General features: G+C 65.0%; 20 protein-coding genes. 15 read left to right on the forward strand and 5 right to left on the reverse strand.

All coding sequences use genetic code 11. The annotated features are described in order from the left end of the window. The first annotated feature begins 7 nt into the window (after nt 1-7). Together hydA and AC07VL_RS08155 are read left to right on the forward strand one after the other, a co-directional pair. Complete coding sequence (gene hydA, locus AC07VL_RS08150; RefSeq protein WP_494805387.1) at nt 8-1399, forward strand: dihydropyrimidinase; 1392 nt, start codon at nt 8-10, stop codon at nt 1397-1399. Between the two features lie 10 nt (nt 1400-1409). Continuing rightward, the gene (locus AC07VL_RS08155; protein ID WP_494805388.1) at nt 1410-2645 is read left to right on the forward strand and encodes a Zn-dependent hydrolase; all 1236 of its coding nucleotides are present in this window, start codon (nt 1410-1412) and stop codon (nt 2643-2645) included. A gap of 3 nt (nt 2646-2648) precedes the next feature. On the opposite strand, the gene AC07VL_RS08160 is transcribed toward AC07VL_RS08155, so the two are convergent. The 3 genes from AC07VL_RS08160 to AC07VL_RS08170 form a co-directional block, all read right to left on the reverse strand. Continuing rightward, nucleotides 2649-3923, reverse strand: coding sequence for a DUF445 domain-containing protein (locus AC07VL_RS08160; protein WP_494805389.1), 1275 nt, complete (start codon nt 3921-3923; stop codon nt 2649-2651). 4 nt (nt 3924-3927) lie between these two features. Continuing rightward, entirely contained in the window at nt 3928-5691 is a 1764-nt protein-coding gene (locus AC07VL_RS08165; RefSeq protein WP_494805390.1) for an allantoate amidohydrolase, read from the reverse strand. A 72-nt stretch (nt 5692-5763) separates the two neighbouring features. Continuing rightward, the gene (locus tag AC07VL_RS08170) at nt 5764-6702 is read right to left on the reverse strand and encodes a LysR family transcriptional regulator (RefSeq protein WP_034754583.1); all 939 of its coding nucleotides are present in this window, start codon (nt 6700-6702) and stop codon (nt 5764-5766) included. 131 nt (nt 6703-6833) lie between these two features. Between AC07VL_RS08170 and AC07VL_RS08175 the strand changes: the two genes are divergently transcribed. The 13 genes from AC07VL_RS08175 (at nt 6834) to AC07VL_RS08235 (ending at nt 22228) form a co-directional block, all read left to right on the forward strand. Further along, nucleotides 6834-8066, forward strand: coding sequence for a urate hydroxylase PuuD (locus AC07VL_RS08175; RefSeq protein ID WP_494805391.1), 1233 nt, complete (start codon nt 6834-6836; stop codon nt 8064-8066). Beyond that, entirely contained in the window at nt 8063-9298 is a 1236-nt protein-coding gene (locus tag AC07VL_RS08180; RefSeq protein WP_494805392.1) for a M20/M25/M40 family metallo-hydrolase, read from the forward strand. Before AC07VL_RS08175 ends, AC07VL_RS08180 begins: the two co-directional genes overlap by 4 nt. A 69-nt stretch (nt 9299-9367) precedes the next feature. Further along, the gene (locus tag AC07VL_RS08185; protein WP_494805393.1) at nt 9368-10294 is read left to right on the forward strand and encodes a LysR family transcriptional regulator; all 927 of its coding nucleotides are present in this window, start codon (nt 9368-9370) and stop codon (nt 10292-10294) included. Nucleotides 10295-10428: 134 nt separating this feature from the next. Next, complete coding sequence (locus AC07VL_RS08190; RefSeq protein WP_494805394.1) at nt 10429-11103, forward strand: hypothetical protein; 675 nt, start codon at nt 10429-10431, stop codon at nt 11101-11103. Nucleotides 11104-11211: 108 nt separating this feature from the next. Beyond that, nucleotides 11212-12558 carry an MFS transporter gene (locus AC07VL_RS08195; RefSeq protein WP_494805395.1) on the forward strand — a complete coding sequence of 449 codons (1347 nt, stop codon included), beginning with the start codon at nt 11212-11214 and terminating at the stop codon, nt 12556-12558. Between the two features lie 8 nt (nt 12559-12566). After that, nucleotides 12567-13244 carry a DUF2848 domain-containing protein gene (locus AC07VL_RS08200; RefSeq protein WP_494805396.1) on the forward strand — a complete coding sequence of 226 codons (678 nt, stop codon included), beginning with the start codon at nt 12567-12569 and terminating at the stop codon, nt 13242-13244. Nucleotides 13245-13248: 4 nt separating this feature from the next. Beyond that, nucleotides 13249-14592, forward strand: a complete 1344-nt coding sequence (locus AC07VL_RS08205; RefSeq protein ID WP_494805397.1) for an amidase — start codon at nt 13249-13251, stop codon at nt 14590-14592. A 135-nt stretch (nt 14593-14727) separates the two neighbouring features. Next, nucleotides 14728-16020 carry a paraquat-inducible protein A gene (locus AC07VL_RS08210; protein ID WP_494805398.1) on the forward strand — a complete coding sequence of 431 codons (1293 nt, stop codon included), beginning with the start codon at nt 14728-14730 and terminating at the stop codon, nt 16018-16020. After that, a complete protein-coding gene (locus AC07VL_RS08215) occupies nt 16013-17644 on the forward strand; it encodes a PqiB family protein (RefSeq protein ID WP_494805399.1) in 1632 nt (543 codons plus the stop codon). The genes AC07VL_RS08210 and AC07VL_RS08215 overlap by 8 nt, the downstream gene beginning before the upstream one ends. Then, nucleotides 17641-18237: a PqiC family protein gene (locus tag AC07VL_RS08220; RefSeq protein ID WP_494805400.1), complete on the forward strand. Its 597-nt coding sequence runs from the start codon at nt 17641-17643 to the stop codon at nt 18235-18237. Before AC07VL_RS08215 ends, AC07VL_RS08220 begins: the two co-directional genes overlap by 4 nt. A 47-nt stretch (nt 18238-18284) precedes the next feature. Further along, nucleotides 18285-18683, forward strand: coding sequence for a DUF2946 domain-containing protein (locus AC07VL_RS08225; RefSeq protein ID WP_494805401.1), 399 nt, complete (start codon nt 18285-18287; stop codon nt 18681-18683). A 75-nt stretch (nt 18684-18758) separates the two neighbouring features. After that, nucleotides 18759-20873 carry a TonB-dependent receptor family protein gene (locus AC07VL_RS08230; protein ID WP_494805402.1) on the forward strand — a complete coding sequence of 705 codons (2115 nt, stop codon included), beginning with the start codon at nt 18759-18761 and terminating at the stop codon, nt 20871-20873. 8 nt (nt 20874-20881) lie between these two features. Beyond that, nucleotides 20882-22228, forward strand: coding sequence for a PepSY-associated TM helix domain-containing protein (locus AC07VL_RS08235; RefSeq protein ID WP_494805403.1), 1347 nt, complete (start codon nt 20882-20884; stop codon nt 22226-22228). On the opposite strand, the gene AC07VL_RS08240 is transcribed toward AC07VL_RS08235, so the two are convergent. Together AC07VL_RS08240 and AC07VL_RS08245 are read right to left on the reverse strand one after the other, a co-directional pair. Beyond that, nucleotides 22212-23609 (reverse strand): hypothetical protein, encoded by a 1398-nt coding sequence (locus tag AC07VL_RS08240; RefSeq protein ID WP_494805404.1) that lies wholly within the window; start codon nt 23607-23609, stop codon nt 22212-22214. The two genes, AC07VL_RS08235 and AC07VL_RS08240, sit on opposite strands and share 17 nt — an antisense overlap. Then, a complete protein-coding gene (locus AC07VL_RS08245) occupies nt 23606-24034 on the reverse strand; it encodes a hypothetical protein (RefSeq protein ID WP_494805405.1) in 429 nt (142 codons plus the stop codon). Before AC07VL_RS08245 ends, AC07VL_RS08240 begins: the two co-directional genes overlap by 4 nt. Nucleotides 24035-24038: the final 4 nt, after the last annotated feature.

The raw sequence follows: 24038 nt of genomic DNA on the forward strand, positions 1-24038 counted from the left end.
AGACAAGATGACTACACTGATACGTGGCGGCACCGTCGTCAACGCCGACCGTGCTTTCCGCGCCGATGTGCTGATCGAGGGCGACACGATTGCCGCCGTCGGCGAGAATCTGGCGCTGCCGGCCGGCGCCACCGTGATCGACGCGGGCGGCCTGTACGTGATGCCGGGCGGGATAGACACCCACACGCACATGAATTTGCCCTTCATGGGCACGGTGACGTCGGACGACTTTTTCACGGGCACGGCGGCGGGGCTGGCGGGCGGCACCACCACCATCATGGACTTCGTCATCCCCGCGCCGAAGCAGTCGCTGATCGAGGCCTATCACCAGTGGCGCGAGTGGTCGGCCAAGGCGGCCGGCGACTATACCTTCCACGTGGCGATCACCTGGTGGAGCGAGCAGGTACACGAGGAGATGGGCACCCTCGTGCGCGAGCATGGCGTGAACAGCTTCAAGCACTTCATGGCCTATAAAAACGCCATCATGGCCGACGATGAAACCCTGGTGAAAAGCTTTACCCGCTCCTTGGAACTGGGGGCGCTGCCCACCGTGCATGCGGAAAACGGCGAACTGGTTTTCCAGTTGCAGCAAGCCTTGCTCAAAAAAGGCATCACCGGGCCGCAGGCGCACCCGCTGTCGCGTCCACCGGCCGTGGAAGCGGAGGCGGCCAACCGTGCCATCGCGATTGCCAACGTTTTGAATACCCCCGTGTACATCGTGCACGTCTCGTGCGCGGAGTCGCTCGACGCCATCACGCGCGCGCGCGCCAACGGCCAGCGCGTGTACGGCGAAGCGCTGGCGGGCCATCTGGTGATCGACGACAGCGTCTACCGGAGCGATGATTTCGACTACGTGGCGGGCCACGTCATGAGCCCGCCGTTCCGCGGCAAGCACCATCAATCGGCTTTGTGGCACGGTCTGCAAAGCGGCAACCTGCACACGACGGCCACCGACCACTGCACCTTCTGCGCCGAGCAGAAGGCGGCTGGCAAGAATGATTTTACGCGCATCCCGAACGGCTGCGGCGGCGTCGAGGAACGCATGGCCGTGGTGTGGGATGCGGGCGTCAATTCCGGCATGCTGACGCCGTCCGAATTCGTCAAGGTGTCGTCCACCAATGCGGCGCAGATCTTCAATATGTATCCGCGCAAGGGCGTCATCGCCGCAGGCAGCGATGCCGATATCGTGCTGTGGGACCCGCAAGGCACGCGCACCATTTCCGCCGCCACGCAGTTCGCCAGGGGAGGCTTCAATGTCTTCGAAGGACGCACCGTGCGCGGGATCCCCCGCACCACGATTGCCGCCGGCAAGGTGGTATTCCACCAGGGCGAACTGATGGCGGTGGAAGGCGCCGGTCGCTATGTCGAGCGCCCGGCGTTTTCCGCCACCACCGCATAAGGAGTTGACGATGGATGAATTGCGTATCAATGGCGAGCGCCTGTGGGCGGCCCTGATGGAGCTGGCGCGGGTCGGCGCCACGCCCAAGGGCGGCGTCAAGCGCCTGGCCCTGACGGATCTGGACAAGCAGGGGCGCGACCTGGTGGTGGGCTGGGGCAGGGAGGCGGGCATGAGCATTACCGTCGACCAGATCGGCAATGTCTTCATGCGCCGCGACGGCACGGACAATAGCCTGCCGCCCGTGATGACGGGCAGCCATATCGACACGCAGCCCACGGGCGGCAAGTTCGATGGCAATTACGGCGTGCTGGCCGGCCTGGAAGTGGTGCGCACCCTGAACGATTTGAAAGTCAAGACGCAGGCCCCCATCGAAGTGGCTTTCTGGACCAACGAGGAAGGCTCGCGCTTCGTGCCCGTGATGATGGGTTCCGGCGTATTCTGCGGCGCCTTTTCGCTCGAAACCGCCTACGCGGCGAAAGACACGGAGGGAAAAACGGTGGGCGAAGAGTTGGCGCGCATCGGATACAAAGGCGAACAGGTGCCGGGCGATCACCCCATCGGCGCCTACTTCGAGACGCATATCGAGCAGGGCCCGGTGCTGGAAGACGCGGATAAAATCATCGGCGTGGTGCCGGCGGTGATGGGCCTGTCGTGGTACGACTGCGTGGTGACGGGCATGGAAGCGCATGCGGGCCCCACGCCCATGGGCTTGCGCAAGGATGCGCTGCAGGTGGCCACCACCATCATGCAGGAAGTCGTCGCCATTGCCAACCGCTATCCGCCGTACGGGCGTGGCACGGTCGGCATGGTGCAGGTCTTCCCGAACAGCCGCAACGTGATTCCGGGCGAAGTCAAGTTCAGCATCGACCTGCGCAATGTGAACGACGAACTGCTCAATACCATGCATGGCGAGATCACGGCCTTCATCGATGCCACGCGCGACAAAACCGGGCTGGGCATTTCACTGGAAAGGGTGTCCTACTATCCGCCGTGCCCGTTCCACCCCGACTGCGTGGGTGCTGTGCGCAACGCCACTGCCAAGCTGGGCTACTCCGTGATGGATGTCGTGTCCGGCGCCGGCCACGACGCCATCTATGCGGCCAGGCTGGCGCCGGCCGGCATGATCTTCGTGCCGTGCAAGGACGGCATCAGCCACAATGAAATCGAGGACGCCAAGTCCGAGCACCTGGAAGCGGGCTGCAATGTGCTGCTGCACGCGATGCTGGAGCGGGCAGTGGCCGTGTAATCGTCACATCGCGCGCAGCAGCGCGATCAGCTGCGAGCTGCCAAACAGCAGCAGGCCGATGGCGCCGCCCACGATGGTGCCGTTGATGCGGATGTATTGCAGGTCCTTGCCGATCTGCAGTTCGATCTGGCGCGACATGTCTTGCGGATCCCAGTTCTTCACGGTGTCGCCGATGTGGCGGGTGAGGAACTGGGCAAAGTCGGGGGCCATGCTGCGGGCCGCATCCTGCATGCGTTCGTTGAGCGAGGCGCGCAGCTGCGCGTTATGTGCCAGCTCCTTGCCGATCCATGCGCCCATGCCGGCAACCCGCGCATGCAGCATGGAGTCGCTGGCCTCGAGATCCCGTTTCAGCCAGGAGCGCAATTGTTCCCACAGGCCGTACAGGTATTGCGTCAGCAGCGTGTCGTCCTGCAGCTGCGCGCGGATCGCTTCGCCCCGCGCCAGAAAGGCAGGATCGGTTTTCAGGCGCATGACCAGCCGCTGCATGGCTTCGTCGAGCTTGTGCCGCAGCTGGTGGGCGGGATCCTGGGCGATGCGGCGCAAGGTGGTGTCGAGCGCACTGGCGATGAGCTCCGCGCCATTCTCTCCCAGCCATGATGTGGGCAAGACCTTTTCCTTGCGCGGGTGTTCGGTCTTGAGCCAGTTGACGATGCTGTCGGCGATCAGTTCCCGGCTGCGCGGTTCGCGCATCACGCTCACCAGCTTGTCGATGACGTCGTCGAGCAAGGCCTGGTGGCGTCCATCGGCGGTCAGCGTCTCCAGCAGCGCCGCTGCCGATTGCGACAGGTCCACCTTGTCCAGCGCCGCGTCGAATGCCTTTTTCATGAAGGGGCGTATGCGCTCATCGTCCGTCATGTCCAGGGCGGTGCCCAGCAGTTTTGTCAGGTAGCTGCCCAGCAGGCCGGTATTGGCCGGCGCCGTGAGCCATTCGCCTATCATCCTGGCGGGATCGTGTTTCGCGATCAGGGCCAGCAGCGATGCCGTGTCGAGGAATTTATCCTTGACGAAGGCGGCCAGGTTGATGGCGATTCTGTCCTTTTCCTTGGGGATGATGTTCGTATGGCGCGAGATGAAGGGAATGGGAATCTTGCGGAACAGGGCGGTGACGGCGAACCAGTCGGCCAGCGCCCCGACCATGGCCGCTTCGGATACGGCTTTCAACGCATCGACCCACAGGCTGCGCGGCAGGAAGGCCGTGACGACAAACAGGGCGCTGGCGGCCAGCAGGAAGGCCAGTGCCAGGCGCTTGCTGCGCCGTAGTTCGGTGGCCTTGTCCATGGCTTCAGGCCAGTGCCGGTTTGGGCTGGAAATGCCGCAGGAACGCCAGCAGCGCCTGCGCCGCGATATCGGCGTCGTCGGCCGTCATGGTCTCCAGCGGATTGTGGCTGATGCCTCCGTTGCCGCAGCGGGTAAACAGCATGGCCACGTCGGTGATGGCGGCCATGGCCATGGCGTCGTGGCCGGCACCTGACAGCAGCGCGTACGGTGCAATGCCGACCGATGCCACGGCTTGTGCCAGCTGGGACATCAGCCATGGCGCGCAGGGTGCAGCGGGCGCGGACAGCAGCAGCTCGAGCTGGTAGTCGATCTGGCGCCGCGCGCAAATGGCAGCGATGCCCTCCAGAATATCGTCGACGGCGGCCTGGCGCACGGCATCGACGGCGGCGCGGATATCGAGCGACAGGGTGCAGGCGCCGGCGATGACGTTGACGGAACCGTTGGGCACGTGCAGCTGGCCCACGGTGCCCACCAGCGCCTCGCCCAGGTTGCAGCGCTGCTCCACCAGCAGGATGATTTCCGCGGCCGCGCCGGCCGCATCCTTGCGCATGGTCATGGGCGTGGTGCCCGCATGGCTGGCCACGCCACCCAGGCTGACCAGGTAGCGCGAGCTGCCGGCAATGGCCGTGACAATCCCCAGCGGCAGGTCGCGTTCGAGCAGCACGGGGCCTTGTTCGATATGCACTTCCACGTAGCCCAGCAAGTCGGCCGGATCGCGCGCGATGGCGCCGATGGCGCTCGTTTCGTGGCCGGCGGCGGCCAGCGCCTCGCGCATGCTCACGCCATCGGTATCGACCTTGTCGAGCAGCGAGACGTCGAACTTGCCCGTGACGGCCGTGCTGCCCAGGAAGGTGCTCTTGAAGCGCACGCCTTCTTCCTCGGCGAAGCCGACGATCTCGAAGTGGAAGGGCAGCTTCTCGCCCCGTTCGTGCAGGTGGCGCACGACGGCAATCGGCAGCACGATGCCCAGCCGGCCGTCGTACTTGCCGCCATTGCGCACCGTGTCGTAGTGCGAACCCGTCATCAGGGTCTTTGCGCCGGGAACGTCGGAGAGGTAGCGGCCGACCACATTGCCGACGGCGTCGATGTGCACCTGCATGCCCGCCTCCCGCATCCATTCGGCCAGCTGCGCGGCCGTGTTCCGGTGCGCGGGGGTCAGGTAGGCGCAGGTGAGGTTGTAATCGCTGTCGCTCCAGCCAGCCAGGGTTTCCGCATGCTGCATGATGGCCGGGCCGAAGTCGAGGCGCACGTCGAACAGGTCGTTCAGGCGCAGCTCGGCAATGCGCTTGATCTGCCGCAGCGATTCGGCCAGTTCATCGGCCGGCCGGTTTTTCAGGCGGCGCGCAAAGGTGGCGATGATGTCCTGGCGCGTCAAGCCTTCGCCCGTCGGGCCCTTGACGGCGAGGATGAAGGGGAAGCCGAATTTGGCGTTGTACTCGCTGTTGAGGCGCTGCAGGGTGGCAAATTCCTCTGGACTGCACAGGTTCAGGCCGGACTTGGCCTGCTCGCGCGTCGACTCTGCCGTCAGTTGGCCCGCGATGGCGGCCTTGCCTGCCAGCTCGGGATGGGCACGGATCAGTCCCAGCTGCTCTTCAGGCGAGGCCAGGGCCAGCACGCGCTGCAGCTCCGTCTTGAGGGCCGTCAGGCTGGCAAACGGCATGGCGGCTGCCGCCCGCTGGGGTATCCAGGGCGAGTGTTCATAAATGCCGTGCAGGTGCTTGATGAAGTCTGCCTGGCTGCTGGTGTTCAGGTCTGAAAGGGTGGTCATGGTTATCCGATCATGCAAGCGGTGATGATAGCGCCCTGTCCTGCGCCCATTATATGCGCGCGCTGATAGCGGCTATCGTTGTACCAGCGCCTTGGCCGCCGCGCTGACCTGGTCGCGCAGCCATTTGTGCTCGGGCGCCTGGTGCACGCGCTGGTGCCACAGCTGGTAAAAGCGCATGGGCGGGAATTTCAAGGGCACGGTATATGTTTTCAGCGGCAGGGTCTTTTCATAGAAGCGCATGAACTGGCGGCCCGTGGTGAGGACGAGGTCCGTCTGCGTCAGCATGTAGGGAATCAGGCCGAAATACGCCGATTCCACCACCACGTTGCGCTGCAGGTTTTGCCGCTCCAGGAAGGAATCGATGACGCCATGGTAGCCTGGCATCATCTGCGACGGCGCCACGTGGGGCAGGCTCAGATAGTCGTCCAGGGTCATGGCGTCGCTGGCGGTGCGCCGCGCATAGGCGTTTTCCGCATGCATGGCGCAGATGATGGGGTCTTCGAACAGCTTCGAGATGTGCAGGTGCGCCGGCGGCTCGTCCCAGTTGGCGATCACCAGGTCCAGGCCTCCATCCGAGAGCTGGCGGATATGGTCGATGCCCGGTCCCAGGCTGTGCAGCACCACGCGGCTTTTCGGTGAACCGCGGCGCAGCAGGGCCACCACGTTGGGCAGGAACTGGCTGTCCAGGTAGTCGGGCGCGGCGATGTGGAAGGTGCGCGCCTCTTCCTGCGCCACGAATGGTGTCTTCTTGACGAACAGGCTCTCCGTCTGGTCGAGGATGCGCTTGGCCGGGTTGAGCAGGCTTTCGCCATGCTGCGTGGGCACCATGCCGCGCGCGCCGCGCACCAGCAGCGGATCGCCCGTCAGTTCGCGCAGCTTGCGCAGCGAGGCGGAAATCGAGGGCTGCGGCTGGTTGAGTTTCAGTGCCACGCGCGAGACATTTTTTTCCACCAGCAGCAGGTAGAGGATGCGGATCAGGTGCAAATCGAGGTGTTGCGGCAGGCTGGACATGGGGCGGTGGCCTTGTTGTATATCGAATTGAATATGTCAAATATACGATATTTTTCATGTGACGGGCAGTAAATCCGTTTATCTTGTGTAGATTGGCACGAATATTGGTTCGGTCTGACTAGAGGAAATTTATGGAAGTATTTGCCTACCTGATTCCGTACGGCCTTGAATGGCTGAACCTGATCGTCCGCTGGCTGCACGTCATCACGGGCATCGCCTGGATCGGCGCTTCCTTCTATTTTGTCTGGCTCGATAACTCCATCCGTCCGCCGGCACCCGGTTCCGAGCTGGCGAAGAAGGGCGTGTCGGGCGAACTGTGGGCCGTGCATGGCGGCGGCTTCTACAACCCGCAAAAATACCTGGTGGCGCCCGCCGAACTGCCGAAGGAACTGCACTGGTTCAAGTGGGAAGCGTATTCCACCTGGCTGTCCGGCTTTGTGCTGCTCACCATCGCGTATTACTTCAATGCGCAGGCCATGATGATCGACAAGGCCGTGGCCGATATCTCCAGCGGCCAGGCCGTCGGCATCGGCATCGCCACCCTCGTCATCGGCTGGACCGTGTATGACCTGCTGTGCCGCTCCCCGCTGGCGAAACATGAACTGTGGTTCGGCGTGACGGTGTTTGCGCTGATCGTTGGCGCCGCATACGTGCTCACGCATCTGCTGAGCGGACGGGCCGCCTATATCCACGTGGGCGCCATGATCGGCACCATCATGGTGGCCAATGTGCTGATGCTGATCATTCCCGGCCAGCGCAAGATGGTCGAGGCCATGGCCGCCGGCAAGCTGCCAGACCCCAAATACGGCCTGAAGGCCAAGCAGCGCAGCGTGCATAACAATTATTTTACGTTGCCGGTGCTGTTCATCATGATCAGCAACCATTACGCCATGACCTACCGCAACGACCATGCCTGGCTGGTGCTGGCGCTGATCATGGCGGCCGGCGTCTTCATTCGCCATTTCTTCAACCTGCGTCACAAGGGGCGCGTCGAGTGGCGCTATCCGGCCCTCGGCGTGGCCTTGCTGGTGGCCGTGGCCGTGGCCATCGCGCCGAAAGCCCCCGTGGCCGTGGCGGCCGCGCCGGCCGTGGACCCGATAGCGCAATTTCAGGCCGTGCATGCCATCATCGCCCAGCGCTGCGCCACCTGCCATTCGGCCCAGCCCACGCAGCCGGGCTTCGCCACGGCGCCAGCCGGCATGATGCTGGATAATGAAACGGAAATCCGCCAGCACGTGGCGCAAATTTACAAACAGGCCATCGAGCTGAAAGCCATGCCGATCGGGAACCTGACCAATATGACGGACGCCGAGCGCAGCGAACTGGGCGTCTGGTTACAACAGACCATGCAAGGAAAAAAATGACGACGCACGCGGAACAGATCACGGCCTGGATCGACAGCCATTTCGACGAGGAAGTCGCCTTTTTGCAAAAGGTGGTACAGCAGCCGACGGATACGCCGCCCGGCAACAACGCCCCCCATGCGGACCTGGTGGCGCAGCTGCTGCAGGCGTATGGCTGGAACGCGGAAAAGCACGCCGTACCAAGGGACCAGGTGGAGGCGTACGGCATGCAGAGCATCACCAACCTGATCGTGCGCCGGGCGTATGCGGCAGGCGGGCCGACCGTGGCCCTGAATGCGCACGGCGACGTGGTGCCGCCGGGTGACAACTGGACCTATCCGCCATATGGCGGGCAGATCGACGGCGGTTATATGTATGGTCGCGCGACGGCCGTGTCGAAGGGCGACTTCGCCACCTATGTGTTCGCCGCGCGCGCCCTGGAAGCGCTGGGCATACCGCTCAAGGGCCAGCTGGAACTGCACTTCACGTACGACGAGGAATTCGGCGGCTTGCTGGGGCCGGGCTGGCTGCTGGAGCAAAATCTGACGAAGCCCGATTTCGTCATTGCGGCCGGCTTCAGCTACGGCATCGTCACCGCGCACAACGCCTGCCTGCAGCTGGAAATCACCGTGCACGGCAAGTCGGGCCATGGCTCCATGCCGGAGACGGGCCATGACGCGCTGCAGGCGGCCAACAAGATCCTCAACGCCATCTATGGCCAGCTGTCCGAGCTGAAAAAGATCAAATCGAGAGTAGCCGGCATCGATTCGCCCACCATGCTGGTGGGGCGCATCGATGGCGGCACGAACACGAATGTGGTGCCGGGCAAGGTGGTCATGAAGATGGACCGCCGCATGATCCCGGAAGAAGACCCGGTGGCGGTGGAGGCGCAGGTGCGCGCGCTGATCGAGGACGCCGTGCGCGGCGAGCCGGGCATCCGCATCGAGATCCGCCGCCTGCTCCTGTCGCATGCGCTGCGCCCCTTGCCAGGCTCCGAGCAGCTGGTGGGCAGCCTGCAAAAGAATGCGCAGGCCATCCTCGGCGAAAGCATCCCTGTCGTCGGCACGCCGCTGTATGCGGATGCGCGCCTGTATGGCGAACGTGGCATCCCCGCCGTGCTGTATGGCGCCGGTCCGCGCACGGTGCCCGAATCGAATGCGAAGAAGGCCGATGAACGCCTGGCGCTGGACGACTTGCGCATGGCCAGCAAGATCGTCGCCCTTACCTTGCTCGATTTCCTGGCGCAGAAATAGGGCGGGGAATAAGGCAAGGCAGTTTGGCTTACAATGGGCCGACCACACATTATGTGAAGAAGAGCTCCATTGAATACCCGTTTTCTCGAAGCGTTTGTCTGGGCTGCGCGGCTGGGCAGCTTCCGCACGGCGGCCGACAAGCTGCACATCACGCAGGCGGCCATCTCGAACCGCATCGCCTCGCTGGAGCAGGACTTCGGCACGCGCCTGTTCGACCGCGATGCGCGTGAAATCCGCCTGACATTCGCCGGGCGCAACCTGCTTGGCTATGCGGAACGCATGCTGGAACTGTGCCGCGACATGTATGCGGCCAATTCCTCGCCCGCCCATATCACGGGCGAAGTGCGCATCGGCGTCATCGAAACCATCGTGCATACCTGGCTGATTCCGTTTTTGCAGCGGGTGCAGGAGCGCTATCCGGGCATCGAGATCCAATTGACGTCCGAGTCGACGCGCCGCCTGCATGAGCAGCTGCAGCAGGGGGAGCTCGATATCGCGCTGCAGACGGACATGCTGACGGGCGACCATATCCGCAGCACCGGCAGCGGCGCCATCGCCATGGGCTGGGCCGGCAGGGCCGCCGACTGGCCCGACACGGGTACGCCGTTCACGGTGGCGCAACTGGCGCAGCACCCGATCATCACCATGAACCGCGGCTCGCAGCCCCATTCCGCGTTGAAAGCGCTGTGCCAGGACGAGGGAGTGCAGCTGGGCAGGGTGCATTGCGTCAGCTCGATCTCGGCCATCGTGCGCCTGGTGAAGGCGGGCTTCGGCATCGCCGTGCTGCCGCTGGCACCCCTGCGCGAGGAAATCGAGCAGGGCAACATCGCCCTGATTCCGTGCGCCAGCAGCCTGGCGCCGCAGCGCATCGTCATCAGCTACAGCGAAGACCTCACCACGGAAGCGATTCAATTGGTGGCCATGCTGGCGTGCGAGGAGGCGGCCAGGTTTACCCTGGGCCTGGGCGAGGAATATGGCGCCGGGGCGCGGCCGTGACAATTAAGTTGCCGTTATCGCCGCGGCCCACAAGAAAAACTTATCAGTCGCGTTCAGAATAACCCGTTTGCCAAGTGATGGCGTGCCGCCTATTCTGGCTTGGCACACCACTTACAACGCACAACGGAACCATCATGACGACGTCCACCACCACCTTGCCCGGCATCCTGTTCGTCTGGACCAGCGCCGACCCGGAACACGAACTCGATTTCAACCGCTGGTACGACCGCGAGCACGTGGAAGAGCGCGTGCGCATTCCCGGCTTCGTCAGCGGCACGCGCTACCAGAGCGTGCGCGGACCCCGCAAATACCTGGGCCTGTACCGCACCGTCTCGCTCGACGCCTTCCAGACTCCCGATTATTTCAAGGCCTTCGGCCAGCAGACGCCATGGTCGGTGGCGAATTTGCAGCGCATGGTGGACCCGATGCGCAGAGTCTGCACCATCGAGGCGGAAACGGGCATGGGCACGGGCGCCTGGCTGGCCGTGCTGCGCCTGGGCGCATCAGCCATCGGCCAGGATGCCGAAGCGAAGGCCGGCATGGCGGCGCTGGGAAAAAAACTGCTGCGTATCGATGGCGTGATCGCCACGCGTTTGCTCACGCCCGACGACAATCTGTCCGGTCCCCTGCCCGCGGAGCGGAAGGAAGGTCGCGTGCTCGATCCCATCTTCCTGATTGACGCTTCCTCGGAAAGCGCCGCCGTGGCGGCCGCCAACGAAGCCAGCACCGCGCTGGGCCTCGATGGCGCCGAGGCGGCCATCCTGCAACTGTCCTGGCAATTGCGCGAGACCGATCTGCTGGCAGCCTGACCCCGGCACCCACAACTTGCCGGCATCGATAACACGAGACACGGGCGACGGCGGGGGACAAAGCATCCTGCGCCGCGCCTGCAATAAAACTGACGAGAGAGGTAGGCTATGACCACACACACCACGGCACACACCACCGCGCAGGGCCGCCCGCGTGCCGACGCGCATGCAGCCGCGCCGGGCGGGAAACCCAAGACGGGCCGCCTGGCCACGGCCAGCATGGTCGGCACGACCCTGGAATGGTATGACTTCACCGTCTATAACACCATGGCCGCGCTGATCTTCAATCATCTGTTCTTCCCTTCCTTCGACCCGCTGACGGGCACCATCCTGGCTTTTTCCACCTATGCGGTGGGCTATATCTCGCGTCCGATCGGCGGCGTGATCTTCGGCCACCTGGGCGACAAGCTGGGACGCCGCTGGGTGCTGGTGGTGACCCTGATGCTGATGGGCGTGACGACGGGCCTGATGGGCCTCTTGCCCACGTATGCGACGGCCGGCATCTGGAGCCCCGTCCTGCTGGTGGCGCTGCGCTTCGTGCAGGGCATCGCGCTCGGTGGCGAATGGGCGGGCGCGGTGCTGATCTCCGTCGAACACGGGGCCGCGGACAAACGGGGCCGCAACGCTTCGTGGACGCAGGTGGGGCCGTCCTTCGGTACCTTGCTGGCGACGGGCTGCATCGGCCTGATCACGTATCTGCTGCCGCATGAAGCATTCATGGACTGGGGCTGGCGCATGCCGTTCATCGCCAGCCTGCTGCTGGTGGCGTTTGGCATGTGGATACGCAGCGGCATCGATGAAACCCCGCTGTTCAAGGAACTCGATAAAAAAGACGCGAAGGCGGAAGCGCCGATCGGCGACGTGCTGCGCGTCTACTGGCGCCGTCTGCTGATCGCCGGCGGCGTGCGTATCGGCTCGGACGTGCTGTATGCGCTGGTGGTGGTATTTACGCTGACGTACGTGACGACGGTGCTGCACCTGTCGTCGACCCTGGCGCTCACCGCCATCATGATCGGCACGGCCTGCAATGCGCTGGCGGTACCCATGTTTGGCGCGCTGTCGGACAAGATCGGCCGCCGCCCCGTGTATGCGCTGGGCGCCGTGCTGGGCCTCGTGTGGGCGTTTGCCTTCTTCATCTTGCTCGATACGGCCAGCCCGGCCGCCATCGTCACTGCCGTCGTCGTGGGCCTGGTCATCCACGCCATCATGTACGGCCCGCAGGCGGCCTTCGTCATCGAGCAATTCCCCACCAAGGTGCGCTATGCGGGTTCCTCGCTGGCCTATACCCTGGCCGGCGTCATCGGCGGCGGCTTCGCGCCGCTCGTCATCGCCAGCCTGTACCGCTCGTACAACAGCACCATGGCCGTCTCGCTGTACGTGGCGGCGGCCTTGCTGATCACCGGCGCGGCAGTCTTTGCCGCGCGCGAAACGGGCCGCGGCCCCCTCGAAGAATAAGGAAAACCATGACTGCCCATACCTTCAACCTGGCCGGGCACGGCCCCGTCACTTTCGACATCGACAACCTCATCATCGCGGGCTGGACGGGCCGCGACATGGCGATGGTGGAACATCATATCGCCGAGCTGGAAACCATCGGCGTGGCGCGCCCGAAAAGCGTGCCCACCTTTTATCGCGTGGCGGCGGCACTGCTCTCCAGCGATGCCGCCATCGAAGTGCCTGGCCGCGATTCGTCCGGCGAGGCCGAATTCGTGCTGTTCTCCACCGAATACGGTCTGCTGGTGGGCATCGGTTCCGACCATACGGACCGCAAGGTGGAAAGCTATGGCGTGACAGTATCGAAGCAGATGTGCGGCAAGCCCGTGGGCGATACCCTATGGCGCTATGCGGACGTGGCCGGCCACTGGGACCAGCTGCAGATGCGCTCCTGGCGCGAACGGGCCGGCGTGCCGGCCCTGTACCAGGACGGTCCCGTGACGCGCATGCTGTCGCCGGAAGACCTGATCGCGCGCTACACGGGCCAGGCCGGCCTGCCCGTGGGCAGTGCCATGTTCTGCGGCACCCAGCCGATCATCGGCGAGATGGGCCATGGCGACGCTTTCGAGCTGGAGCTGTATGATCCAGCCTTGCAGCGCCGCCTGCAGCACCGCTATGCCGTGCAAACCCTGCCCGTGGAAGGATAAGGCAATGAACAAGACCATCCGTGAACTGGCCGCCGACCTGGCCGCCGGCCGCATCACCAGCGTGGAACTGACGGAGCAGATGCTGGCGCGCGCCGAGGCACACCGGGCGCAGGGCGGCCACGCCTATGTCAGCCTCGAGGGCGAACAGGCGCTGGCCGAGGCGCGCGCCAGCGACGCGGCGCGCGCCGCCGGCCTCGTGCCGTCGCCCCTGGCGGGCATCCCCCTTTCCATCAAAGACCTGTTCGACGTCAAGGGGCAAGTGAGCAGCGCGGCCTCGCTGGCGCTGGCCGATGCGCCGCCCGCCGTCGCCGATGCGCAAGCCGTGGCGCGCCTGCGCGCGGCCGGTGCCGTCCTGCTGGGACGCACCAATATGAGCGAATTCGCGTTTTCCGGCCTGGGCTTGAATCCCCATTACGGCACGCCGTGCAATCCGCTGGACCGCGACAGAGTGGCGGGCGGTTCCACCTCGGGCGGCGCCGTGACGGTGGCGCTGGACATGGCGGCCGGCGCGCTGGGCACGGACACGGGCGGCTCGATCCGCATCCCGTCCGCCTTTTGCGGCTTGACGGGCTTCAAGCCAACGGCGGCCAGTGTCTCGCTGGACGGTACCGTGCCCCTGTCGCGCTCCCTCGATTCTGCCGGCCCCATCGCGCGCAGCGTCGATTGCTGCGCCATCCTGTACGCCGCGCTGTCCGGCCATGAGATTGCCGACGGCGCGCCTTCGTTGCAGGGACTGCGCTTCGGCTTTACCACCGATTACGTCGGCACCCATGTCGAGGCGCAGGTGCAGCAGGCGTTTGACCGCGCGCTGGACATGCTGCGCGCGGCCGGCGCGCGCATAGAGCAGTTCGACTTCCCCGAATTGCTGGAACTGCCCGTGATCAATGGCGGCGGCGGGCTGGTGGCGGCCGAAGCGTGGCACTGGCACAGGGCGCTGCTGGAAGAGAAGGGCGGGCAGTACGACCAGCGCGTGGCGGCGCGCATCCGCCGCGGCCAGCAGCAGGGCGCGGCCGACTACATCGACCTCCTCGATGCGCGCACGCGCCTGATTAAAGCCGCAGTGCGGCGCCTGGCGCCATTCGATGCGTGGCTGATGCCCAGCGTGGCCATCGTGGCGCCGCAAGTCGGGCCGCTGGAAGCGGATGACGCGACCTTCTTTGCCACGAATGGCCTGGTACTGCGCAATGCCAGCGTGATCAACTTCCTCGACGGCTGTGCGCTGTCCGTGCCTTGCCAGGCGCAAGGGGAACTGCCCGTGGGACTGGGCATTTGCGCGCTGGCAGGCAAGGATGCACGGGTGCTGCAAATTGGCCGGGCGGTGGAGGCCATACTGGGCACGCGTGAATAAATAGTGCTGCAGTGCAGGAAAATGCCAACTCTGTAATATGATGACTGGCATTGACTTGGGATCGGCGCGCTTTCCCGCGCCGGCAAACATCACACTGTGCAACGATACGACCTGATTAGCTGTCATGACTGCGGCGTGCTGTACCGCAAACGTCCGCTGCGTCCACGCGAAAAGGCGCGCTGCATCCGTTGCCGCTCGGTGCTGTATCGCGCCGTGTCAGGCCGCAGCGCGCCCGCTGGCCTGGACAAGGTGGTGGCGCTGACCCTGGGCGCCGCCCTGGTCTTCCTGATCGCCCAGTTTTTCCCCATCGTCGAACTCGACGTCAATGGCCTCACTTCCAGCGCCACCCTGCTGGGCTCCATCCGCGTACTGTGGCTTGAACAGATGCAGGTGGTGGCGACGATGGTGTTCCTGTTTACCATACTGTTTCCCGCCATCGAACTCGGTTCGCTGCTGTACGTGGCGCTGGGCTTGCGCGGCGGCGTCAAGGTGCCCGGCTTTAACCGCGTGCTGCGCGCCGTGCAGACCTCGCGCGAGTGGGGCATGACGGAAGTGCTGATGATCGGCATCCTGATCACCGTCGTCAAGATGACCAGCCTGGCCACCGTGGTGCCGCAACCGGGGCTGTTCGCGTTTGGCGCCCTGACCTTGCTGCTGGCGATCGTTGTTTCCTTCGACCCGAAGGCACTGTGGAACCTGGGCGACGACCTGACCCGTCAGGCGTTGCCCGGCATGCGCTACAAGGCGTTCGCGCCCGGTGAAAAAATCGTGCCCTGCCACGCCTGCGGCCTGGTGGCGCCTCCCTTGGGCAAGGGCAGGCATCTGGCGTGCGTGCGCTGCGGTTCGACCCTGCATGTGCGTAAACCAAACAGCATCAGCCGCACATGGGCCCTGCTGATCGCCGCCATGATTCTCTATATTCCCGCCAACCTGTTGCCCGTGATGGTGACATACACGCTGTTTGGTGCGCAGAACGACACCATCATGAGCGGCGTGGTGCTGTTCTGGACCAGCGGCTCGAAGGGCTTGGCCATCATCATTTTCATCGCCAGCGTGGTCGTGCCCATGCTGAAGCTGGGCGTGCTGGCGCTGCTGGCCTGGACGGCGCAGCGGCGTTCGCGCTGGCGGCCGCGCCAGCGCACCGTCCTGTACCGCATGGTCGAATTCATCGGCCGCTGGTCCATGCTCGATATCTTTGTCGTCACCCTGACGGTGGCACTGGTGCGCTTCAAGTCGCTGGCGGTGATCACGGCAGGTCCCGGCGCGCTGGCCTTCGGCGCCGTGGTGGTGCTGACCATGCTGGCGGCGATGCAGTTCGACCCGCGCCTGATATGGGACCCCGTCGATGAGCAGGCTCCCGGCGAGGAAGAACCCGTGGTAATAGCAAATACCGGAAACAATACTGTGATTGGAGAACAGCATGTCTGACAAAGAAGCGGGCGACCTTGCCGAAACGGGCGGACGGTCATTGCCGGAACCCGAGGTGGAGCAGGGCAGCCGCTGGCTGCCCTCGCTGGTGTGGCTCATTCCGCTGCTGGCCGCGCTGATCGGCGCCGGCCTGGCCGCCAAGTCCATCCTTGACCAGGGGCCCACGGTGACGGTCAGCTTCAAGAGCGCCGAAGGCCTGGAGCCGGGCAAGACCAAGGTCAAATACAAGGATGTCGACATTGGCCAGGTGCGCACCATCACCCTCGATGAGGACCTGACCAGGGTGCTGGTGACAATCGACATGAGCAAGGAAGCGCGCCGCTTTGCCACCAAGGATACGCGCTTCTGGGTGGTGCGTCCGCAGATCGGCGCCAGTGGCGTGACGGGATTGGGCACCTTGCTGTCCGGTGCCTACATCGGCGTCGACACGGGCAAGTCGGAGGAGAAAAAGGAGAGCTTCGTCGGCATGGAAGATCCGCCCGCCGTGGCAGGCGACCAGAAGGGCAAGCTGTACACCCTGCATGCGGACAGCCTCGGCTCCGTCGACGTGGGTTCGCCGCTGTTCTTCCACCGCCTGCGGGTGGGCAAGGTGGTCAGCTTCGCACTGGACAAGGACGGCCATGGCATCACCATGTCGGTCTTCGTGAATGCGCCGTATGACCAGTTCGTCGGCAAGAACGCGCGCTGGTGGCATGCCAGCGGCGTCGACGTGCGTCTCGATTCCAATGGTTTCAAGCTCAATACGCAATCGCTGGCCGCCATGCTGGTGGGCGGCATCGCCTTCGAGGCGGAAAACGGCCGCAAGCCGGAGGAACCGGCACCGGCCGGCACCAGCTACCGCCTGGCGGCCGACGAGGCCAGCGCCATGCGCGAACCCGATGGCGAGGCCATCACCACGGTATTCTATTTCGACCAGTCCCTGCGCGGCCTGCAGCCCGGCGCCACGGTCGATTTCCGCGGCATCGTGCTGGGCGAGGTGCGTTCGGTGGGCATCGAATTCGATCCCGTGAAAAAGAACTTCCGCATGCCCGTCACCGTCAGCCTGTATCCGGCCCGACTGGGAATGCGCTTCAAGACGGCCGTCGACGATGCGGAAGGTTCGGCCGGACACCAGCTGCTCGAACGCATGGTCAGCCGTGGCTTGCGGGCGCAGTTGCGCACGGGCAACCTGCTCACCAGCCAGCTGTACATCGCACTGGACTTCTTCCCGAAAGCGCCGAAGGTGGCGCTGGAGCTGAACAAGTATCCGCTGGAAGTGCCAACCGTGCCCAATACCCTCGATGAATTGCAGACGCAGATCGCCAGCATCGCCAGGAAGCTCGACCAGGTGCCGTATGCGGAGATCGGCAACAATCTGAACGCCACCATCAAGCAGGCCAATACCCTGTTCAAGCAGCTCGATGGCCAGGTGGTGCCGGAGATGCGCGATACCCTGACGGCGGCGAAGCAGACGTTCGGCACGGCCGAGCAGGTGCTGCAAAAGGATTCGCCGCTGCAGTCGGACGTGCGCCAGGCCTTGCAGCAGTTGACGCAAACCCTGCAATCGCTCAATGCCCTGTCGGACTACCTGGAACGCCATCCCGAGTCCCTGATCCGCGGCAAAAAAGGAGATGAACAAAAATGAAGAAGCCCATTTTCGCGCTACTGGCGGCCGCCATCCTGCTGGGCGGATGCTCCACGCCCCAGCCCGAGCATTTTTATACGCTCTCGGGCGGCGCCGACGTGCAGCCGGCCAAACCCGTGAAATACTATGTGGAGCTGCTGGCCGTCAGCGTGCCGCAGCAGGTGAGCCGCAACCAGTTTGTCGTGACGGCGCCATCGGGGCGCATCGAACTGCTGGAGCAGCAGCGCTGGGCGGGACCGCTGGCCGGCGAAATTGGCCAGTCCCTGTCCACGGCCGTGACCAACGACCTGGGCGCCATCGACGTGTTCCGCACGCCACATCCGGACAACCTGCCCGTGTACCGCATCAGCACCAATGTGCAGCGCTTCGAATCGGTCATGGGGCAGTATGCGCTGATCGACGCCGTATGGAGCGTGCGCCAGCTCTCCAGCAACAAGGTGGTCACGTGCCGCACCATCGCCAATGAAAAGGTGGGCGCCGGCTACGATGAACTGGTGCTGGGCCACCGTCGCGCCGTGAATCGCATCGCTGCCGACATGGCCGCTGTCGTGCGTTCCTTTGACAACGGCAGCGCCGCCTGCCCGGCTGCCTGAACGGCCTTGCGCTAGCCACGCCCCGCGGCCGCTGGTAGAATGCGGCCATGGGAATGACCTTGTTCACGCGCCGCTTTGCCGCCTGGATCGCCTGTTTCGCGATCCTGCTGGCGGCGCTCGCGCCATCGATTTCCCAGGCCGTCGCCAACGCCAAGCAGGAGTCTGGCTCCGGCTGGGCGGAAATCTGCTCGGTGGCCGGCATCCGTTTTGTCCAGGTTGCTGCCGACGCGACCGATGACGACAAGTCCGCCGGCAAGGCCATGCAGATGGAGCATTGCGCTTTCTGCTCCACGCATGCGGGTTCCGTGGGCCTGCCACCGAGCCCGATAATGCCGCTGCCCGTGGCCAGCGGCACGGCCATCTTCCCCGCCCTGTACTACCAGTCCCCCGCACCGCTGTTCATCTGGAGCACCGCGCAATCGCGCGCACCGCCCGCCCTCGTCTGAGTTTTGCATTGTCAAGTCCGACCTGTCCGCCCACCGGCGTGACGGGCCGCATCCGCATATTTCAACGAGAATTACATGAACAACAAACTGTTGGTGCTGGCCGTGGCCATCACCCTGGCATACCCTTGCGCGCAGGCGCAGCAAGCGGACCACGCCATCGACACCGTCGTCGTTTCCGGCTCGCGCGCGCAATCGTGGCTGTCCGAGACGCCGCAGGCCATCGGCGTGGTCAATGCCCAGACGCTGGAGCGCGACAAGCCCAAGACCATGGGCGATATCCTCAACCGCATCGCCGGCGTGTACTGGAATGACCTGGGCAACGAGCAGCACAGCATGAGCATCCGCCAGCCCATCGGCACGAATGCCGTGTACCAGTACCTGGAGGATGGTATTCCCATCCGTCCGCTGGGCGTCTTCAACCACAACTCGCTTAACGAGATGAACATGGCTGGGGCCAGCGGCGTGGAAGTGGTGAAGGGCGCCGCGTCCTCGCTGTACGGCAGCAATGCCGTGGGTGGCGCCGTCAATTTCCTCACGGCCAGCGCCAGCGCGACCCCCACGGCAAGCGTTGGGGTTCGGCGCGACAATGTGGCCGGCTACACGCGCTACGACACTTCCGCCAGCGATACCTGGGGCCCGCTGGGCCTGCGCTTCTCCCATTACAGTTCGCGCCGTTCGCGCGACAACTGGCAAGAGTACAGCTATGGCGACAAGGACTCATTCTCGCTGCGCGCCGACTATGCGCTCAGTCCCACGTCGCAGCTGCGCGCCACCATCGTCCACACGGATCTCGACGCGGCCATGACGGGCAGCCTGTTCGAGAACGATTACCGCAATGATCCTGGCAAGAGCCTGAACACGTTTACTTATCGCAAGGACAAGACGACGCGCATGAATGTGGCGTGGGAGGGCGAGACGACGGCCGGTGGCACGAGCACCGTCACCGTGTTTACGCGCAAGAACGACCATGGGCAGATTCCCGCCTATTCCATCGGCAGCTGCGCAGGCATGCTGTGCAAGGGCGTCATCAACAACAACCACGTCGATTCGCTGGGGCTGGACGTGAAACACCAGCAGGAATTCGCCTGGCTGCGTTCGCGCCTGGTCGCCGGGGTGTACGTGGACAAGAGCGACAATCCCTTTGTCAGCGACAACCTGTCCATCGTGCGCGATGCGGCCACGGGCCGGTATTTGCGCTACAGCGTGGCCAATGCGAGCAATCCGCAGGGCGTGCGCGACTACCGGACGGATATCCTCAACACGGCCGTCTTCGCGCAGTGGGAATTTTCTCCGCTGGCCGGCACGCGCGTCGTGCTGGGCGGCCGTTCGGACGCCATCCGCTACGATTACCATAACCATCTGGCGCCGGAGGGCAGCCTTGACTACGGCGCGCCCGATGAGTCGCGCAGTTTTTCCCATGCCAGTCCCAAGCTGGGCGCCACCTATGCCATCGGCCATGCGGGCAGCGCGTATGCAAACGTCAGCCAGGGTTTTACCCCGCCCGAAGTGAGCCAGCTGTATGGCAAGACGGGCATCGCCGACCTGCGGCCGTCCGTGTACAACAACTATGAAATCGGCCTGCGCTGGGCTTTCCTGCAGGGCCGGCTAAAACTCGATACGGCCCTGTACCGGCTTGACGGGCGCGACACCATCGTCAGCTATACCGTCTCGCCGGGGAACAGCGAAAACCGCAATGCGGGCCGCACGCGCAGCGAAGGACTGGAGCTGGGCCTGAACTACGCCAGCGGCCCGTTCGACGCCCGCTTCGCCACGGCCATCGCGCGCCACCGCTACCTGCGCTACCAGGTCTCCGCCAGCCTCGATTACAGCGGCCGCGACATGCCGCAGGCGCCGCGCGACATCACCTCGTTCGAGATCGGCTACAAGCCCGTGGCCGGCGCCAGGGTGGCGCTCGAAGCCGTGCACCAGGGCCGCTACTGGATGAACAATGCCAACACGGTGGAGTACAAGGGCCACGCCTTGCTGAACCTGCGTGCCAGCTATCAGGTCGCGCGGGGCCTGGAAGCGTGGGCGCAGGTGCGCAATGTGGCCGACAAGCGCTATGCCGATTCGGCCAGCAGCAGCTATTCAGGCGTGGGCAGCTACGTGGCCAATACGCAGAACCAGTACACGCCCGGCGCGCCGCGCAGCGTGATGCTGGGCCTGTCCTACACCTACGGCGCACTGTGAGGCACAGCATGGACGATCACACCTTTCTCATCGCGCGCCGCAAGAGCCTGTACTGGCGCATCCACTTCTGGGCCGCGTTGATCGCTTCGCCGTTCGCCTTGCTGGCGACCTTGACGGGCATCCTGTACGTGTTCACGCCGCAGATTGAAACGGCGCTGTACGCCCACCTTGACCATGTGACGCCGCAGCGCGCCATGCTGCCGCTGGATGCCGCCGTGGCAGCGGCGGAACGGGCGGCACCGCGTAGCTGGGAAGTGCAGCACGTGGTGCCGCCGTTTGAAAAGGATGACGCGGTGCAGGTGGCGTTTGCGCCGCCCGGCGGCGCGCAAGGTGAACATGCTGAACATGCGGGCCATGGCGGGCGTGCCGCCGCCGTCAAGCCGAAATTCGGCCTGCCCGCGCAAGCCATCGTCGTGTACGTGAATCCGTATGACGCGCGCGTGCTGGGCAGCCTGGCCAGCAGCGAGCGTTTCGGCAACTGGGCGAAAAGACTGCATTCGCGGCTGCTGCAGAACGATGGCTGGCGCTGGATGATCGAGCTGGCGGCCAACTGGCTGATGGTGATGCTGGTGACGGGCGTGATCCTGTGGTGGCCGCGCGGCGCGCAGGCCGGCGTGCCTAAGCGCGGTGCGCGGGGCCGCAATGCCTGGCGCCAGTGGCATGCCTTCCTCGGCGTGGCGCTGGGGCTGGTGAGTGTCGTGATCCTGACCACGGGGCTGACGTGGAGCCAGCAGGCAGGAGGGCGCATCCGCGCGCTGCGCGACATCAGCGGCCAGGCATCGCCGCCCGCGCCGCGCGGCCTGCATTCGAGCGAGGACGCGGCTGGCGGCCCGCTGGACTGGCAGGGCGCCTGGCAAGTGGCGCGCAGCCATGCGCCGGCCATCGCCGTGCAACTGACGGCGCCGGCCAGCCAGGACGATGTGTGGCGCGCCACCATGGCAGACCGCAGCCGGCCCACCTTGCGCTTCGACCTGCAATTCGACGCCTACAGCGGCAAGCCCCTGTACTACGCGGGGTGGGAGGCGCAAACGGCGTTCGGCAAGGCCACGGCCATCGGCATCCCTTTCCATCGTGGCGAATTCGGCTGGTGGAACCAGGCCTTGCTGCTGCTGTTCGGCGCCAGCGTGCTGTTCTCGCTGGTGTCGGGCTGGCTGATGTACTTCAAGCGGCGCCCGCCAGGCTCGCTGGGCTTGCCCAAGCTGCTGCCAGGCGCCTGGACTTCGCCCTCCGCGCTGGCCTGGCTGGTGGCGGCCATCATGTGCGCGCTGATGCCGCTGCTGCTTATTTCCGGCAGCTTGCTCATGCTGGTGGAGCTGGCCCTGGCGCGGCGACAGCGGCTTAGCCGCCGACGATAGGTTGGGCGATGATCCAGAGGCTGAGCAAGGTGTAGGCGATCATCAGTGCCAGCATCGGATACTGGCTGCGCAGGGCGGCGCGGCGGCTGGCGTACAGGCGCAGCGCGCAGACGTGGGCCAGCCAAACTGCCGCCACGTGACCGGCGATGATGGCAAACAGCGACACGTACCACACCGCCTTGGCGTCGACGATGCCAAGGCGGATGAAGTACAGCTTCGTGCCGAACAGGTCCCAGCCCAGGCCCAGCGGGTCCGACGCCAGCGGAATCAGGTACTGGCCCGCCATCGCCAGGAAAGAGAGGTAATGGGCGAAATGGTAGGCGATGGCAATCGGCACCAGCGTCAGCACGAAGTGCCCGGCCACGCGCCGCAGGGGCAGGGCCGGCTGGCCATCGCTGGCGCCGCAGCGGGCGATCAGCGCGCAAAACAGCAGGAAGATGGTCAGGAACAGGGCCGGCATCAGCAGCAGGGCGGCCGTGGTGATCCAGGCCAGCGCGCCCGGCGCTACGGCCAGGACGGCGTCGACGATGTCGTACCATGCCTGCGTTTCCATCATGCCGTCGAAGCTGACGGAGGCCAGCATCAGAATCACCAGCACCAAACAGGCTGGGCGCACGGGCTCTGTCGCCAGCAAGCCCGCCGCATACGGGCGCACGTACCAGCCGCCATCGCGGCAGGCGAGGGGCGCGAAGCGCGCCAGCAGGCCGAAGATGACGTGGAACACTTCGCCGTGGCGCAGCCAGGTTTCACGGCCGAACAGCGCCATGGCGGTCCACGTGCAGGCGGAATACAGCAGCATGGTCCAGGCCAGACTGGCCGGCTGTTCGCTGCCTTCCCAGTTCAGCTCCATCCAGATAAAGCAGAAAAACAGGACGGTGGCCGGCCAGCTGTCGAGCCAGCGCGGCCACGCCAGCGGTGCGCGCCAGCGGGGCAACAGCTGCGCCGCCGCGCGCGCCACGCTGTCGAGCGGATTGACGAGCGCCCACAGGTCCCCTACCAGTGCCGAGACATACGCCATGCCTACCCACCAGATGGCCCATACCATGGCGGGGGCGATATTTTTCACGGGGTTCTGCACGCCCACCAGTCCCGCCACGATCACGAGGACATACAGCGCCAGCACCAGCAGGCGCAGCGCGAGGTTGATGGCGCGCGCAGCGGGGATATGCCGCACGAGCAGGCGCGCATAGTCGCCCCGATAGGGCGTTGCATCGTCGCGGCGCCACAGGGCCAGGAAGACAAACGACAGCGCCACCGTCAGCCCCGCGCCGGTCAGGTACAGCCAGAGCGGCAGGGGCAGGTCGTAGCGCTGGCCAAAACCGTGAGCGTGCCCAAGACATGGCGCGGCCAGCAGGCCGAGAGCGGCGGCGCGCCGCATCATCGCGGCAGCACTTCCAGGTACATTAGCGGCGCTTCGTGGCGATGCTTGTGCTGCTTGCCCTTGTGCTCCGTCTGCGCGCCGTAGCCGTGCGCGGAAACGGGGAAGCGACCCGGCACGCTGGCGTCGATACGCATGGCTTGCGAGGCGCCCGGCTTGACCGTCAGCAGCTGGTCGTAGCCGTGCAAGTGGATACTGACTTCTTCGTCGGTAGTCCAATCCAGCGTGATGATGTCGTGCTGTTGGACGCGTAGCGTCGGTGGCCTTGGCGCGATTTTACGCTGCGCGATGGCCAGCGCCAGATGCCGTCCCGGTTGCCGCTGACTGGCCGCCGGGCCGCCCGGCGACTGGCTTTGCGCCGATGCGCACAGCAGGAAAATGGCCAGGCCCAGGCCGACAAGGGGAAGGTGAAATGGAGTTTTTTTCATCCTT

This window comes from Janthinobacterium sp. GW821-FHT03C08 (genome assembly GCF_059420905.1).